At 68.8% G+C, this 13731-nt stretch carries 20 protein-coding genes, 1 pseudogene and 1 riboswitch; of the genes and pseudogenes, 5 read left to right on the forward strand and 16 right to left on the reverse strand.

The annotated features are described in order from the left end of the window. Positions 1 to 6: 6 nt before the first annotated feature. From rplE to rplN, 3 genes are read right to left on the reverse strand one after another with little or no spacing between them, the layout of a single operon-like run. Positions 7 to 657, reverse strand: a complete 651-nt coding sequence (gene rplE, locus ACYVAG_RS03585; protein ID WP_460766588.1) for a 50S ribosomal protein L5 — start codon at positions 655 to 657, stop codon at positions 7 to 9. Further along, entirely contained in the window at positions 657 to 1028 is a 372-nt protein-coding gene (gene rplX / locus ACYVAG_RS03590; RefSeq protein ID WP_460766591.1) for a 50S ribosomal protein L24, read from the reverse strand. The genes rplE and rplX overlap by 1 nt, the downstream gene beginning before the upstream one ends. Position 1029: 1 nt before the next feature. After that, on the reverse strand, positions 1030 to 1398 hold the full coding sequence (gene rplN, locus ACYVAG_RS03595) for a 50S ribosomal protein L14 (RefSeq protein ID WP_460766594.1): 369 nt from the start codon (positions 1396 to 1398) through the stop codon (positions 1030 to 1032). Positions 1399 to 1666: 268 nt separating this feature from the next. Beyond that, a riboswitch (cobalamin riboswitch) is annotated at positions 1667 to 1744 on the forward strand. An 80-nt stretch (positions 1745 to 1824) separates the two neighbouring features. Between rplN and ACYVAG_RS03600 the strand changes: the two genes are divergently transcribed. From ACYVAG_RS03600 to ACYVAG_RS03615, 4 genes and pseudogenes are all read left to right on the forward strand, one after another. After that, a complete protein-coding gene (locus ACYVAG_RS03600; protein ID WP_460766598.1) occupies positions 1825 to 2832 on the forward strand; it encodes an ABC transporter substrate-binding protein in 1008 nt (335 codons plus the stop codon). Between the two features lie 46 nt (positions 2833 to 2878). Continuing rightward, a pseudogene (locus tag ACYVAG_RS03605) lies at positions 2879 to 3336 on the forward strand (iron chelate uptake ABC transporter family permease subunit). Next, positions 3309 to 4142: an ABC transporter ATP-binding protein gene (locus ACYVAG_RS03610; RefSeq protein WP_460766601.1), complete on the forward strand. Its 834-nt coding sequence runs from the start codon at positions 3309 to 3311 to the stop codon at positions 4140 to 4142. Before ACYVAG_RS03605 ends, ACYVAG_RS03610 begins: the two are co-directional and overlap by 28 nt. Continuing rightward, positions 4139 to 5029 (forward strand): contact-dependent growth inhibition system immunity protein, encoded by an 891-nt coding sequence (locus tag ACYVAG_RS03615; RefSeq protein WP_460766604.1) that lies wholly within the window; start codon positions 4139 to 4141, stop codon positions 5027 to 5029. The genes ACYVAG_RS03610 and ACYVAG_RS03615 overlap by 4 nt, the downstream gene beginning before the upstream one ends. Before the next feature lie 62 nt (positions 5030 to 5091). Here ACYVAG_RS03615 and rpsQ read toward each other — a convergent pair whose 3' ends face one another. Genes rpsQ through rpsJ form a run of 11 tightly spaced genes read right to left on the reverse strand, consistent with a single transcriptional unit; the run spans position 5092 to position 10540 of the window. Then, positions 5092 to 5385 (reverse strand): 30S ribosomal protein S17, encoded by a 294-nt coding sequence (gene rpsQ / locus ACYVAG_RS03620; protein WP_460766607.1) that lies wholly within the window; start codon positions 5383 to 5385, stop codon positions 5092 to 5094. Between the two features lie 2 nt (positions 5386 to 5387). Continuing rightward, positions 5388 to 5624, reverse strand: coding sequence for a 50S ribosomal protein L29 (gene rpmC / locus ACYVAG_RS03625; RefSeq protein ID WP_460766609.1), 237 nt, complete (start codon positions 5622 to 5624; stop codon positions 5388 to 5390). Beyond that, positions 5624 to 6043, reverse strand: coding sequence for a 50S ribosomal protein L16 (rplP, locus tag ACYVAG_RS03630; protein ID WP_460766612.1), 420 nt, complete (start codon positions 6041 to 6043; stop codon positions 5624 to 5626). The genes rpmC and rplP overlap by 1 nt, the downstream gene beginning before the upstream one ends. A 2-nt stretch (positions 6044 to 6045) precedes the next feature. Continuing rightward, positions 6046 to 6867 carry a 30S ribosomal protein S3 gene (gene rpsC, locus ACYVAG_RS03635; RefSeq protein WP_460766615.1) on the reverse strand — a complete coding sequence of 274 codons (822 nt, stop codon included), beginning with the start codon at positions 6865 to 6867 and terminating at the stop codon, positions 6046 to 6048. A 1-nt stretch (position 6868) separates the two neighbouring features. Next, positions 6869 to 7324, reverse strand: coding sequence for a 50S ribosomal protein L22 (gene rplV / locus ACYVAG_RS03640; protein WP_460766618.1), 456 nt, complete (start codon positions 7322 to 7324; stop codon positions 6869 to 6871). 29 nt (positions 7325 to 7353) lie between these two features. Beyond that, entirely contained in the window at positions 7354 to 7641 is a 288-nt protein-coding gene (gene rpsS, locus ACYVAG_RS03645; RefSeq protein ID WP_460766620.1) for a 30S ribosomal protein S19, read from the reverse strand. Between the two features lie 15 nt (positions 7642 to 7656). Beyond that, positions 7657 to 8493: a 50S ribosomal protein L2 gene (gene rplB, locus ACYVAG_RS03650; RefSeq protein WP_460766623.1), complete on the reverse strand. Its 837-nt coding sequence runs from the start codon at positions 8491 to 8493 to the stop codon at positions 7657 to 7659. Positions 8494 to 8518: 25 nt separating this feature from the next. Further along, positions 8519 to 8830: a 50S ribosomal protein L23 gene (gene rplW / locus ACYVAG_RS03655; RefSeq protein ID WP_460766626.1), complete on the reverse strand. Its 312-nt coding sequence runs from the start codon at positions 8828 to 8830 to the stop codon at positions 8519 to 8521. Continuing rightward, positions 8827 to 9558, reverse strand: a complete 732-nt coding sequence (rplD, locus tag ACYVAG_RS03660; protein WP_460766629.1) for a 50S ribosomal protein L4 — start codon at positions 9556 to 9558, stop codon at positions 8827 to 8829. Before rplD ends, rplW begins: the two co-directional genes overlap by 4 nt. Next, positions 9555 to 10217 (reverse strand): 50S ribosomal protein L3, encoded by a 663-nt coding sequence (gene rplC / locus ACYVAG_RS03665; RefSeq protein ID WP_460766631.1) that lies wholly within the window; start codon positions 10215 to 10217, stop codon positions 9555 to 9557. The genes rplD and rplC overlap by 4 nt, the downstream gene beginning before the upstream one ends. Positions 10218 to 10231: 14 nt before the next feature. After that, a complete protein-coding gene (gene rpsJ, locus ACYVAG_RS03670; protein WP_012923688.1) occupies positions 10232 to 10540 on the reverse strand; it encodes a 30S ribosomal protein S10 in 309 nt (102 codons plus the stop codon). A 371-nt stretch (positions 10541 to 10911) separates the two neighbouring features. On the opposite strand from rpsJ, the gene ACYVAG_RS03675 reads away from it, so the two are divergent. Next, complete coding sequence (locus ACYVAG_RS03675; RefSeq protein ID WP_460766634.1) at positions 10912 to 12786, forward strand: Na+/H+ antiporter; 1875 nt, start codon at positions 10912 to 10914, stop codon at positions 12784 to 12786. Positions 12787 to 12854: 68 nt separating this feature from the next. Here ACYVAG_RS03675 and ACYVAG_RS03680 read toward each other — a convergent pair whose 3' ends face one another. Then, on the reverse strand, positions 12855 to 13544 hold the full coding sequence (locus ACYVAG_RS03680; RefSeq protein ID WP_460766636.1) for a hypothetical protein: 690 nt from the start codon (positions 13542 to 13544) through the stop codon (positions 12855 to 12857). Then, positions 13544 to 13699, reverse strand: coding sequence for a hypothetical protein (locus ACYVAG_RS03685; RefSeq protein ID WP_460766639.1), 156 nt, complete (start codon positions 13697 to 13699; stop codon positions 13544 to 13546). Before ACYVAG_RS03685 ends, ACYVAG_RS03680 begins: the two co-directional genes overlap by 1 nt. Positions 13700 to 13731 lie beyond the last annotated feature (32 nt).

The raw sequence follows: 13731 nt of genomic DNA on the forward strand, positions 1-13731 counted from the left end.
GGTTATTCACTTCCTCCGCTGGTATGCCGGGCCCTTGGCCTTGGCCTTCGGCGGCTTCGGGTTGTCGTTGAAGGGGAACCCGAGGTGCTTCAGCAGCGCGCGGCCCTCCTCATCGTTGGTGGCCGTCGTCACGAAGGTGATGTCCATGCCACGGACGCGATCGATCCGGTCCTGGTCGATCTCGTGGAACATGACCTGCTCGGTGAGGCCGAAGGTGTAGTTGCCCTTGCCGTCGAACTGGTGGCTGTTCAGGCCGCGGAAGTCGCGGATACGCGGGAGCGCCAGCGTCAGCAGACGGTCGGCGAACTCCCACATGCGGTCGCCGCGCAGCGTGACGTGGCAGCCGATGGGCTGGCCCTCACGCAGCTTGAACTGGGCGATCGACTTGCGGGCCTTCGTCACCGAGGGCTTCTGGCCGGTGATGGCCGTGAGGTCCTTGATGGCGCCGTCGATGACCTTGGAGTCACGGGCGGCGTCGCCGACACCCATGTTCACCACGATCTTGACGAGGCCCGGGACCTGCATCGGGTTCGCGTAGCCGAACTCCTTGAGGAGCTCCGGCTTGATGTCCTCGCGATACTGCTTCTTCAGACGCGGGAGCTCGCGCGGGGTGTTCGTGCGCTCGGTCTGCTCCGAGGTCTCGATCGTCTCGGTCATCAGATCTCCTTCCCGGTCTTGCGGGCGATGCGTACGCTGCGCTGGGCCTGGTATTCCGTGCCGTCGGCGCGGCGCTTGGTGACGTCCTTGCGCTCGAAACCGACACGCGTGACGACCTCCTTGCCGTCGACCTTCACGACCAGCTGCACGTTGGACACGTGGATCGGCGCCTCGGACGCGATGATGCCGCCCTCGGTCTTGCCGGTCGGGGTGGCCTGCTCGCGCGTGTGGCGCTTGACGATGTTGACGCCCTCGACGATGACGCGCTCGGCGCGGGGGTCGACCGAGAGGATCTCACCCACGGTGCCCTTGTCCTTGCCGGCGATGACCATGACGCGGTCACCCTTCTTCACATGGAGGTTGTTCGCCATGTCAGATCACCTCCGGGGCGAGCGAGACGATGCGCATGAACTTCTTCTCGCGCAGCTCGCGGCCCACCGGGCCGAAGATGCGCGTGCCACGCGGCTCGCCGTCGGTCTTCAGGATGACAGCGGCGTTCTCGTCGAACTTGATGTAAGAGCCGTCGGGACGACGGCGCTCCTTGACGGTGCGGACGACGACGGCCTTGACCACGTCGCCCTTCTTCACGTTGCCACCGGGGATCGCGTCCTTGACGGTGGCGACGATGGTGTCACCGATACCTGCGTAGCGGCGACCGGAGCCACCGAGGACACGGATGCAAAGGATCTCCTTGGCACCAGTGTTGTCGGCGACCTTGAGTCGCGACTCCTGCTGGATCATTGATTTCTCCTGTTTGTCTCACCGGTTCCCGACACCGTGTTGCACTGGCTCAGTGGTCCAGGTCTGTGCGGGCGGGCCTGGTGGAACGGACATTGTGTCGGCTGCACAGTGAAGGTCCCCGGGCATGACTCACCCCGGGCTCGACGCTGGGCAACCGTGCAAGCGTACATCAGTGGGCGCCGCGACAGAAATCGACGACGGTCGCGGTCCGAGGCGTCGTGCGCCGCCGCGAATCGGCTGTGCTAGGTTCCCAGACGTTCGACGCAGGGGAAGCCGGTCCAAGTCCGGCGCTGTCCCGCAACGGTAGTCCGCCTTCGGCGGAGAGCCCGATCGCCTGCCCGGACACGCCCGTACAAGTTCGTCGTGGTCAACGAACTGTGGCCCCGGCTGCATGGTGTCGACCGCGCGCATCCCCCGAGGAAGCCCATGCCCGCCCCCACCCCCTCCGCACGCGTACGCCGCGTCGGCGCTGTCCTGGCCGCTCTGGCCCTGACCGCGACCGGTTGCGCGACCTCAGCCACGCCGTCACAACCCGGTGCAGCCCGCCCCACCGCGTACGGCACCCCCGTGCACGTCACCAACTGCGATCGCCCCCTGACCTTAGAGCGACCGCCGCAGCGCATCGTCTCGATGAACGACCACGTCACCGAGGTGCTCCTCGAGATGGGCGTCGGCGACCGCATCGTCGGCATGGGATACGGAAAGGCCTCGCCCCGTCCGAAATACGCCGCGCAGTGGGCGAAGATCCCGAAACTGGCAGATGAATATCCCTCCGCCGAACAGTTGCTGGACGCCGAACCCGATCTCGTCGTCGGCGGCATGTCGAGCGCCTTCGACGAGAAGAGGGGGCGCTCCCGCGACCAGTTGGCGGAGAAGAAGGTCCCGACGTTCCTGTTCTCCGAATACTGCGGCAAGGGCCTGGCCACCCTGGACGTGCTGACGACCGACTATGCCCAGCTCGGGGTGATCCTCGGCCAGCCCGACCAGGGCGTACGCGTCGGCCAGGACGTCCAGCGCTCCCTCGAGGAACTGCGCCACCGGCTCCAGGGGACGACGCCGGTGCCGACATTCGTCTACGACTCCGGCGAGAAGGAGCCGCTGACCGTCGGTGGCGTCGGCGTGGGTCACCTCATCGTCACGGCGGCGGGCGCCAAGAACCTCTTCGACGAGGGCACCCGGCCGTACGCGAAGGCGAGCTGGGAACAGATCTCCGAACGGGCACCGCAGGCCATCGTGGTGCTCGACTACGGCAAGACCTCGGCCACCGACAAGATCGAGTTCCTCAAGAACCACCCGGTGATGCGCACCACGCCGGCGGTTCGGGCCGGCCGCTTCGTGGTCGTGCCTCTCGACGACTTCTTCGAAAGCCCCCGGCTGGTCGGCTCCGCCCAGACCATCGCCCGGTTCCTGCACCCCGACCGGATCCCCGGATGAGCTCGGCTCTCGGGCGCAGGGTCCCGCTTGTCCTCTGGCTCCTCGGATGGCCGGGGGCTTCGGTGACGCCCGGTGGCAGAGCGTGTGGCTGCCGGGTGCAGCACTGCTGGTGATTGGCGCCGTCATGGTCGCCACGGGCGGACGCCTGGATCTCCTGCACGCCGGCGACGACGGCGCGGCCGCCCTCGGCATGAACGCCGTACGCTTCCGCGTCACCACGCTGCTGGGGGTCTCGCTGCTGGCCGGGACTTCGGTGGCGGTCGCCGGCGGCATCGGGTTCGTCGGCCTGTTGATCCCCCACCTGGCCGCCCTGCTCGTCGGCGCGAGCGCACGACGGCTGCTGCCGTCGCGGCGCTGCTCGGCGCAGTCGCCCTGGTGGCTGCCGACACCGGGGCCCGCTCGGTGTCGGCGAAGGTGGAACTGCCCGTCGGCGTCGTCACCGCCCTCGTGGGCGCTCCGATCCTTGTCGTCATGCTGTGGCACTCGCGCACGAGGCTGTCGTGACGGGCTCGACGACCGCCGGGGGCCTGCGCGCCGACGGATTGCGCCACAGCTTCGGCGCCACGCCGGTGCTGCAGGGGGTCGACCTCGAGGCCCGACCCGGCGAACTGTTGGGCCTCGTCGGGCCGAACGGGTCGGGTAAGACGACCGCTCTGCGCTGCTGCTATCGGGCGCTGACACCGGCGGCCGGGCGTACCGTCGTCGCCGGCGTCGACGTCACCCGCCTGCCGCGGCGCGAACTGGCCCGTCGCATCGGGGTCGCAGCCCAGGAGCCACCGCCGACCGCCGGGCTGACCGTACGCGAGTCGGTCGCGCTGGGACGCAGCCCGCACCACGGAGTGCTCGCACGCGAGACGCCCGTCGACGCCGAGCTCGTGGCCCGGTCACTGCAGGAGGTCGGGCTGACGGACTTGGCCGATCGCGATGTCGCGGCCCTGTCCGGGGGCGAACGGCAACGGGTTTCACTGGCCCGGGCGCTGGCCACTGATGCCGACGTGCTGCTGCTCGACGAACCGACGAACCATCTCGACCTGCATCACCAGATCTCGATCATGGAACTGCTCGCCGCCCAGCGCGATCGTGGCCGCGCCGTGGTGCTCACCCTGCACGACCTGAGGCTGGCGGCCGAGTTCTGCGACCGTCTGGCCGTGCTGCATCGCGGGCAGGTGGTGGCACACGGGACCCCGGACGACGTCCTCACCCCCGATGTCCTCGCCGCAGTGTTCGGCGTCCGCGGACGCCTGGTCACCGACGACGACGGGCGGCGGCTGGTCGTGAAGGGGCTGGTGGCACGATCGGGCACACCATGAGTCGACCCGACATGGTGTCACTCGGCCTCGGCGACGAGTCATGGCTGCGTGAGCGGATCAACGACACCGGCCTCCGGTGGAACCACGCCGACCCGAGGGTCAACGCCACCCTGTGGTGGTATTCGGCGTCCAGCGTGATCGTGTTCCCCCTCGTGGCGGGGGTCGTGATGACTGGCATCGCGCCGCGACCGGATCCGACACGGGGATGGCTCCGGCCCGACGGCTATCTGGGGGGATTGGCCACGACGGGGCCCTCGGTGTCGGCCCACGATCTTTCCGCAGTCATCGCCGACGTCTGCCTTCCGCCGATCACCGGATTGGCAGACCTCGCCGGGATCCGACCGGACAAGCATGGTCCGCTGGCGCCTCGACGTCGCCTCATGCCGATCGCCCCATTCCTCGTCGGCGGTGCCTTCGACACCCCGAACATGGTCGACGTGTGGGACGTCGAGCTGATGGGCCACGGCGCTCGACTAGCCGGATGCGTGCGCCGGCTGCCCGATGGCACAAGAATCGAGGCCACGTCGCTGCAGGTCAGAGCCACGCTCGCACGGCGCGTCCCAGTGAGCCAGCTCACCCCTGAGGACCTGCGCCTGCTGCTGGGCCAGCAGATCGATCCGGAGCTCGTCATGCCGATCGCTGTGGGCCGACTCCGCACCGACCCCCTGATGGAGGGCGACCTCTACGAGGGCGACGTGCTCGAAGCAGCACTCGGACTCCCCGACGCGCTCTGGGAGCGCAGGACTCGGCCCGAAAGAGTCTCCTGCACACGCTCCGCGTCCTCGAGTGTTCTCCGCCGGAGGAGGCGGACGACGTACTCCTCGGCCTCGTCCGCACCTTCCTCCGCAGATGGTCCACAACCACCTGACTCCACTTCCCCGCCATGAACGCCGACGGCGCCCGCTCCCCCATGGGGAACGGGCGCCGTCGTCGGCTCAGAAAGCCTTGCTCACTTGGCCTTCTCGACGATCTCGAGCAGGCGCCAGCGCTTGGTGGCCGACAGCGGACGCGTCTCCATGATGCGTACGCGGTCGCCCGCACCGGCCTCGTTGTTCTCGTCGTGCGCCTTCAGACGGGTCGTCTGGCGCAGGACCTTGCCGTAGAGGCGGTGCTTCACGCGGTCCTCGACCGCGACGACGATGGTCTTGTCCATCTTGTCGGACACGACCATGCCCTCGCGGACCTTGCGGGTCGAGGTGCGCTGCGGCGCCTCGACCGTGTTCTCGGTGGTCTTCTCAGCCATGCTCACGCCTTCTCATTCGTCTCGGGCTCGGCCACGATGCCCAGGTTGCGCTCCTGCAGCACGGTGTAGATGCGCGCGATGTCCTTGCGGACCGCACGCAGACGGCCGTGCGACTCGAGCTGGCCCGTGGCGTTCTGGAATCGGAGGGTGAAGAGCTCTTCCTTCAGCTCGGTCACCTTCTTGTTCAACTCCTCGCGGGACAGCCCACGAAGATCGGCGGCGACGAGTGTCTTCGCCATCAGTTGTCACCACCTTCACGCTTGATGAAGCGCGCCTTCATGGGGAGCTTGTGGATCGCGAGGCGCATGGCCTCACGAGCAATCTCCTCCGGCACGCCGGACAGCTCGAACATCACGCGTCCGGGCTTGATGTTGGCGACCCACCACTCGGGCGAGCCCTTGCCCGAACCCATGCGGGTCTCGGCGGGCTTCTTCGTCAGCGGGCGGTCGGGGTAGATGTTGATCCACACCTTGCCGCCACGCTTGATGTGACGCGTCATCGCGATACGAGCGGACTCGATCTGACGGTTGGTGACGTACGCCGACTCCATCGCCTGGATGCCGTAGTCACCGAAGGCAAGCTGGGTGCCACCCTTGGCCATGCCGGTGCGCTTCGGGTGGTGCTGCTTGCGGTACTTGACTCGACGAGGTACCAGCATGATCAGGCTCCTGCGGTCTCGGTGGCGGGAGCAGCCTGCGCGGCTGCGTTGTCGTTGCCCTCGGCACCCTCGGCGCGACGGCGACCGCCGCGCTCGGGACGGTCACCGCGCTGCGGGCGACCGCCGCGCTGCGGACGGCCACCGCGACCGCCGGGAGCGTTGTTGCGAGCGGCCTTCTGGGCAGCGCGCTCAGCGCGGGTGCCCGAGACGTCGCCCTTGTAGATCCAGACCTTCACGCCGATGCGGCCGAACGTCGTGCGGGCCTCGTAGAAGCCGTAGTCGATGTCGGCGCGCAGGGTGTGCAGGGGCACCTGGCCCTCGCGGTAGAACTCCGAGCGCGACATCTCGGCACCGCCAAGACGGCCGGAGCACTTGATGCGGATGCCCTTGGCGCCGGCGCGCATGGCCGACTGCTGGGCCTTGCGCATCGCGCGGCGGAAGGCCACGCGCTGGCCGAGCTGCTCGGCGACGCCCTGGGCGACCAGCTGGGCATCGATCTCGGGGTTCTTGACCTCGAGGATGTTCAGCTGGACCTGCTTGCCCGTGAGCTTCTCGAGCTCACCGCGGACGCGCTCCGCCTCGGCGCCGTTGCGGCCGATGACGATGCCCGGGCGGGCGGCGTACAGGAAGATCGTGACGCGCTCCGAACGACGCTCGATCTCGACCGACGAGATGCCGGCGCGCTCGAGGTTCTTCGTGAGGAACTCACGGATCTTCACGTCCTCGCCGACCATCTCCGAGTAGTTCTTCTCGGCGAACCAGCGGGTCTTGTGGTCGGTCGTGATCCCGAGACGGAAACCGTGCGGGTTGATCTTCTGTCCCATGTCAGGCCTCCTTCTCGGTCTCGGTCTCGGCCTTGGCGGCCTTGGGTGCGGGCTTCGCGTCGCGGGCCTCGCGGGGCTCCACCACCACGGTGATGTGGCTGCCGCGCTTGAGGATGCGCGACGCCGAACCCTTGGCGCGGGCGCGGATGCGACGCATGGTCACACCCTCGTCCACGAAGGCCTGCGAGATGTAGAGGTCGTCGGCGCGCAGCGAGTCGGTGTTCTCCGCGTTCGCGGCGGCGCTGGCGACGACCTTGAAGACGGGCTCCGAGGCGGCCTGGGGTGCGAACTTCAACACCGTCAGGGCCTCGTTGACGTCCATGCCGCGGACGATGTCCACGACACGGCGCACCTTGGTGGGGGACATCCGGACGTGACGCGCGATGGCGTACGAGCCAGGACGATCCCCGAGCAGGGCGGCGCGGCGGCTGGGCCGTGCCTTCTCTTGAGTGCTCATCAGATTCTGTTCCTATCTCTCACGCTGGCTCAGCGGCCGCGCTTCGACTTCCGGTCGTCCTTGACGTGACCCTTGAAGGTGCGGGTCGGAGCGAACTCCCCGAGCTTGTGACCGACCATCGAGTCGGTGACGAAGACCGGGACGTGCTTGCGACCGTCGTGCACCGCGATGGTCATGCCGATCATGTCCGGGACGATCATGGAACGGCGCGACCAGGTCTTGATGACTGCGTTCTTGGAACCCTTCTCCAGCTGGACTTCCACCTTCTTCATGAGGTGGTCGTCGACGAAGGGGCCCTTCTTAAGGCTGCGTGGCATATCTCAGACTCCTGCTCAGCGCTTCTTGCCGGACTTGCGGCGGCGGACGATGAGGCGATTGCTCGCCTTGTTCTTGTCACGGGTGCGGCCCTCGGCCTTGCCCCACGGCGAGACCGGGTGGCGACCACCGGAGGTCTTGCCCTCGCCACCACCGTGCGGGTGGTCGATCGGGTTCATCGCGACGCCGCGGACGGTCGGGCGCTTGCCCTTCCAGCGCGAGCGGCCAGCCTTGCCCCAGTTGATGTTCGACTGCTCGGCGTTGCCGACCTCGCCGACCGTCGCGCGGCAGCGGACGTCGACCATGCGCATCTCGCCCGAAGGCATGCGCAACGTCGCCATCTTGCCCTCGCGGGCCACCAGCTGGATCGCCGCGCCGGCCGAGCGGCCGAGCTTGGCGCCGCCACCGGGGCGGAGCTCCACGGCGTGGATCGTGGTGCCGACCGGGATGTTGCGCAGGGCCAGGTTGTTGCCCGGCTTGATGTCAGCACCCTCGCCGGCCTCGACCGACATGCCCTGCTTCAGGTTGTGGGGCGCGATGATGTAGCGCTTCTCGCCGTCGGCGTAGTGGAGCAGCGCCAGGCGGGCGGTGCGGTTCGGGTCGTACTCGATGTGAGCGACCTTGGCCGGCACGCCGTCCTTGTCGTAGCGCTTGAAGTCGACGAGACGATAGGCCTGCTTGTGACCACCACCGATGTGACGGGTGGTGATGCGACCGGTGTTGTTGCGACCACCGGTCTTGCTCTTCGGCGCGAGGAGCGACTTCTCCGGGGTGGACCGGGTCAGCTCGACGAAGTCGGCAACCGACGAGCCACGACGGCCCGGCGTTGTCGGCTTGTACTTACGAATACCCATGGGTTTCTTCCTCTCAGCTTCCCGGTCAGCTGGCCGAGCCGGCGAAGATGTCGATGCGCTGTCCGTCGGCGACCGACACGATGGCGCGCTTGGTGTCGGGGCGCTTGCCCCAGCCGGCGCGCGTACGGCGCTTCTTGCCGATGCGGTTGATCGTGTTGACAGCGGTGACCTTGACGCCGAAGACCTGCTCGACGGCGATCTTGATCTCGGTCTTGTTCGCGTCCGGAGCGACCAGGAACGTGTATTTGTTCTGGTCGATCAGGCCGTAGCTCTTCTCGCTCACGACGGGCGCGAGCAGGATGTCGCGGTGGTCGCGGATCTTGAGTGCGTCGCTCACTTGGACTCCTTGCCCTTCTTCTCGGTCACGACGTCGGTCTCTGTCGACTCGGCGGCGGCCTCGGACTCGGTGGCGACGGCCTTGGCGGCCTTGCCCTTCGTCGGACCGGCGACGAACGCGTCGAGCGCGGCGGAGGTGAAGACGATCTCGTCGGCGACGAGCACGTCGTAGGCGTTCAGCTGGTCGACGGCCAGCGCGTGGATGTTCGCGGCGTTGCGCAGCGACAGCCAGGCGACGTCCTCGTCACGCGAGAGTGCGACCAGGACCTTGTCGGTCTTGGCGACGCTCGCGAGGGCGGCGAGCGCGGCCTTCGTCGACGGCGTCTCGCCCTCGACCAGGCTGCTCAGGACGTGGAGGCGACCCTCGCGGGCCCGATCGGACAGGGCGCCGCGCAGGGCGGCGGCCACCATCTTCTTGGGGGTGCGCTGGGCGTACGACCGCGGGGTCGGGCCGTGGACGATGCCACCGCCGACCCACTGGGGGGCGCGGGTCGAACCCTGGCGGGCGCGGCCGGTGCCCTTCTGGCGCCACGGCTTCTTGCCGCCACCGCGGACCTCACCACGGCCCTTGACCGAGTGGGTGCCCTGACGGGCAGCGGCGAGCTGGGCCACGACGACCTGGTGGATCAGCGGCACGTTCGGCTCGAGGCCGAACAGCTCTGCGGGGAGCTCGGCCTTGCCGGCCTTCTTGCCCTTGGCGTCGACGACGTCGATGTTGAGGTCGCTCATGCCTTCTCACCCTTCTTCGAAGCGGTACGCAGGACGACGAGGCCGCCCTTGACACCGGGGATCGCACCCTTGACCAGGATGAGACCGCGCTCGGTGTCGACCGAGTGGATCACGAGGTTCTGCACGGTCACCTTGTCGACGCCCATGCGGCCGGCCATCTTGAGGCCCTTGAACACGCGACCGGGGGTCGCGCAGCCGCCGATGGAACCGGGCGAGCGGTGCTTGCGGTGCACACCGTGGGAGGCGCGCAGGCCGTGGAAGCCGTGGCGCTTCATGACACCGGCGGTGCCCTTGCCTCGGCTGACACCCGTCGCGTCGATGATGTTGCCGGCCTCGAACACGTCCGCGTTGAGCTCCTGGCCCAACTCGTAGGTGGTGGCGTCGGCGGTGCGCAGCTCGACGAGGTGCTTGCGGGGCGTCACGCCGGCCTTCTCGAAGTGGCCCGCGGACGGCTTGGTGACCTTCTTGGCCTTCACGGCACCGAAACCGAGCTGGACGGCGGAGTAGCCGTCGGAGTCGGGGGTGCGGACCTGCGTCACGACGCAGGGGCCGGCCTGGATCACGGTCACGGGGACGACCTTGTTGTTGTCGTCCCAGAGCTGGGTCATGCCGAGCTTGGTGCCCAGGATGCCCTTGACGTTGCGTTCAACAGTGCTCAAGTCAGTCACGTCCCTCAGAGCTTGATCTCGATATCCACACCCGCGGGAAGGTCGAGACGCATGAGCGAGTCGACCGTCTTCGGGGTGGGATCGATGATGTCGATGAGCCGCTTGTGCGTACGCATCTCGAAGTGCTCGCGGCTGTCCTTGTATTTGTGGGGCGAACGGATCACACAGAACACGTTCTTCTCGGTCGGCAGCGGCACGGGGCCGGCGACCTTGGCACCCGTACGCGTCACCGTGTCGACGATCTTGCGCGCCGACGAGTCGATGACCTCGTGGTCATAGGCCTTGAGCCTGATGCGGATCTTTTGTCCCGCCACAGTTCGTCCTTCTCTCGTCCCTGCTGGTCCGGATGGCTCTGATGAGCCGCCGTTCGTGCGTCCCTCCGACCCACGCGGTCGGGCGTGTCGCACCCGCTGGACGCGCGCAGGGCAAAGTTCTGCCCTGCATGTTCGCTGTCTGGCGAAGTGACTCGCCCGGCTGGGTCTCGCGGTGCGGCGTAACGACATGGCGGGGCTGGAGGGAAGATCACTTCTGTCCAGTTGTCAAAGCCCGTGTTCCATGGCCACGCCCCGGCGACCCCGTCGGAGCAACCTGACAATCTTGACAGAGATCGACGGCGAGACCAAATCGGGCGCCCGCCCGGTGTCAAGCATCGCGCCGACCGGCGTGGCGGTGACACGATCTGGGGGTGGAAGTCCTCATCGCCGTCACCCTGTTCGTCCTCGCCGTGCTCGGCGGGACCCTCGTGTCGCGCCGGCTCGGCGTCCAGGGACCGTTGGTGCTGCTCGCCCTCGGCGTCCTCGGATCGTATCTGCCGTTCGTGCACGAGCCTGCCCTGTCCCCCGAGCTGATCCTCGTCGGCGTCCTCCCTCCACTGCTGTACGCGGCCGCCGTCAACACCTCGCTGATGGACTTCCGCGACAACTTCTCCCCCATCGGATGGCTGTCGGTCGGGCTGGTGCTGTTCACCGCGCTCGGGGTGGGGCTCGTGGTCTGGCAGGTGCTGGACGTGCCGTTCGCCGCGGCTTTCGCCATCGGGGCGGTGGTGGCGCCGCCGGACGCCGTCGCGGCCACCGCAGTCGCCCGGCAGATCGGGCTGCCGCGCAAGGTCGTCACGATCCTCGAGGGCGAGTCGCTGGTCAACGACGCGACCGCGCTGGTGTCGCTGCGCACGGCCGTGGCGGCACTGGCCGCGCCGATCTCCGCCATGGCCATCGGGCTGGACTTCGCCAAGGCCGTGGCGATCGCCATCGTGGTGGGGGTGGTGGTGGCGAAGCTCGCGGGATTGGTCTTCCGCCACATCACCGATCCCATCACCACCACGGTGCTCACGTTCCTGGTGCCGTTCGCGGCGTACGCGCCCGCGGAGGAGTTGCACGCGTCCGGCGTGCTGGCTGTCGTCGTGGCCGGCCTGTTCGTCGGCCACCACAGCCCCACCACCCAGGACGCGCCGGCCCGTCTGTTCCAGCGCCTGAACTGGGCCACGGTGCAGTTCGTGCTGGAGAACTCGGTGTTCCTGCTCATCGGCCTGCAGGTGCGGCGCATCGTCGTCGCGGGGACGGCCGAGACGAGCGGCTGGACCCTGGCCGGCCTCTGCCTGGCCGTCCTGGCCACCGTCATCGTCCTCCGGGTCGGCTGGGTCCTGGTGAGCCGGGTGTGGCTGATCCCCGGGCGCCGCCGCGGTCGCGAGCCGCGCCTGACGCTCGCCGAGTCCCTGGTGGTCGGCTGGGCGGGCATGCGCGGCGTGGTGACGTTGGCCGCGGCCCTGACCCTGCCGCTGGCGACGCCGATGCGGGCGACCCTCATCCTCGTCGCGCTCACGACCACCCTCGGCACGCTGGTGCTGCAGGGCCTGACCCTGCCCCTGCTCGCGCGGCGGCTCGGCGTACGCGGGCCCGACCCGCGGGAGGACGCGCTGCAGGAGGCGACCGTGCTGCAGGCGGCGCTCGGCGACGGGCTGACCGCGGCCCGGGAGGCGGCCTCACCCGGCGACGGGCTGGTGCTCGCGCGACTGGAGGACGCGTACGACACCCGCGTGAACGCCGCCTGGGAGCGGCTCGGCCGCCCCAGCGACGAGGTGGACACCCCCTCGGATGCCTATCGCCGGCTCCGACTGGTCGCGCTGGAGGCGGAGCGGGCGACGCTGTTGCGGATCCGTGATGAGGGGCGGGCCGATCACGAGGTGCTCGCCCGCGTCCTGGCGACGCTCGATCTCGAGGAGTCCCTGCTCATCCGGCTCAACGAGGGCGCCCAGCGCGCCTCGACCACTCCCCTCGCGCCCGCACTGCCGGATGCCCCCTGCGATCACCTGGGGGACGCGCAATGCGCCAGATCGCCCAGGGACAGCGCGGCCGGGGCCGCATGTGGCGCCTGTCGCGCGGAGGGGACGCAGCCGGTCCACCTGCGGATGTGCCTCGCGTGCGGCGAGGTCGGCTGCTGCGACTCGTCGGAGGGGCGCCATGCCGACCGGCACTTCCGGGAGACCGGGCACCCGGTCATGCGGTCGATCGAGCCGGGTGAGTCGTGGCGCTGGTGCTATGTGGACGAGGTGCTGGGGGCCTAGGGCCGGCTGACCGGGTGGGTGGCGAGCACATGCCGGGAGTACGCGGCATCTGGTCGCCACCCGGGCGGTCAGGACCCGGTGTTGGCCAGTCCGCCCTCGGACTCCTTCGGCGCGATGTCCTGGGGCTGGGTGTCCTGGGGCTTCTCAGTGTGTTGAGGCGCATGGGTGCCTCCCCCGCCGCCGTGCGGGGGCGCGGGCACACGGGTCGGGCTCGTCGAGGGGACGGGAACCTGCGTGGGAGTGGGCGTCGGGGTCCTGGTCGGGGTCTTCGTCGGCGTCACGCTCGGGGTCTTCGTCGGGGTCTTCGTCGGCGTCGGGACCTCCTTCTTCGTGCAGCCCGACAGCGTCGCCTTCACGACCTTCGCGTTGTGGTCGGAGTTGAGCTGGACCGTCTCCCGGGCGTGGACCTTCTCGACCTGATCGCCCGTGGCGAGCACCACGCCGACCTTGTCGATGCCCCTGGGCGACACCTGCTCGTCGCGGGGGTGCAGCTTGCCCATCTCCTGGCGGTTGAAGTCGCCGCCGTAGACGACGGAGTGGCCGGCCTTGACGAAGGCCTCGACCCGGGCCATCTGCTTGGTGCGGTGTTCGTTCCAGCGGGCCTGGCGCCACGGGTCGGTGTCGTCGTGCGTCGCGTTCCACGCGCCGGACACCATGTGGGTGTTCATGAAGACCGTCCTGCGGCCGCTCGCGCGATCCTTCAGGACCACCCAGCTGATGTAGCGGTTGGGGCTGATCGGGGCCTTGCCGCCGTGCATCAGCTCACGGCCCGTGTCGCGGTGACGACCTTGACGTGGTTGTCGGCCCGCTGGCACGCGGACGTGGTCGCCCCGGCGCGATCGGTCACGATCCCGACGGCCGCTGCGGTGCTGAGCGCGGCCGCTGCCGCCCCCGCCACGAATACTCGACGCATGGTGTTGCCCCCCGTTCACCGGGCCGCCGCTG

Source organism: Mariniluteicoccus flavus, from assembly GCF_054776655.1.

Bases quoted from the DNA above. Each gene is read 5' to 3' on its own strand.
- ACYVAG_RS03615 (WP_460766604.1), top strand. From the start codon at position 4,139: ATGAGTCGACCCGACATGGTGTCACTCGGCCTCGGCGACGAGTCATGG.
- rpmC (WP_460766609.1), bottom strand. From the start codon at position 5,624: ATGGCGAAGACACTCGTCGCCGCCGATCTTCGTGGGCTGTCCCGCGAG.
- rpsC (WP_460766615.1), bottom strand. From the start codon at position 6,867: ATGGGACAGAAGATCAACCCGCACGGTTTCCGTCTCGGGATCACGACC.
- rplD (WP_460766629.1), bottom strand. From the start codon at position 9,558: ATGAGCGACCTCAACATCGACGTCGTCGACGCCAAGGGCAAGAAGGCC.
- ACYVAG_RS03680 (WP_460766636.1), bottom strand. From the start codon at position 13,544: ATGCACGGCGGCAAGGCCCCGATCAGCCCCAACCGCTACATCAGCTGG.
- rpsQ (WP_460766607.1), bottom strand. From the start codon at position 5,385: ATGGCTGAGAAGACCACCGAGAACACGGTCGAGGCGCCGCAGCGCACC.
- rplX (WP_460766591.1), bottom strand. From the start codon at position 1,028: ATGGCGAACAACCTCCATGTGAAGAAGGGTGACCGCGTCATGGTCATC.
- rplE (WP_460766588.1), bottom strand. From the start codon at position 657: ATGACCGAGACGATCGAGACCTCGGAGCAGACCGAGCGCACGAACACC.
- ACYVAG_RS03685 (WP_460766639.1), bottom strand. From the start codon at position 13,699: ATGCGTCGAGTATTCGTGGCGGGGGCGGCAGCGGCCGCGCTCAGCACC.
- rplB (WP_460766623.1), bottom strand. From the start codon at position 8,493: ATGGGTATTCGTAAGTACAAGCCGACAACGCCGGGCCGTCGTGGCTCG.
- rplV (WP_460766618.1), bottom strand. From the start codon at position 7,324: ATGAGCACTCAAGAGAAGGCACGGCCCAGCCGCCGCGCCGCCCTGCTC.
- rplP (WP_460766612.1), bottom strand. From the start codon at position 6,043: ATGCTGGTACCTCGTCGAGTCAAGTACCGCAAGCAGCACCACCCGAAG.
- rplN (WP_460766594.1), bottom strand. From the start codon at position 1,398: ATGATCCAGCAGGAGTCGCGACTCAAGGTCGCCGACAACACTGGTGCC.
- ACYVAG_RS03600 (WP_460766598.1), top strand. From the start codon at position 1,825: ATGCCCGCCCCCACCCCCTCCGCACGCGTACGCCGCGTCGGCGCTGTC.
- rpsS (WP_460766620.1), bottom strand. From the start codon at position 7,641: ATGCCACGCAGCCTTAAGAAGGGCCCCTTCGTCGACGACCACCTCATG.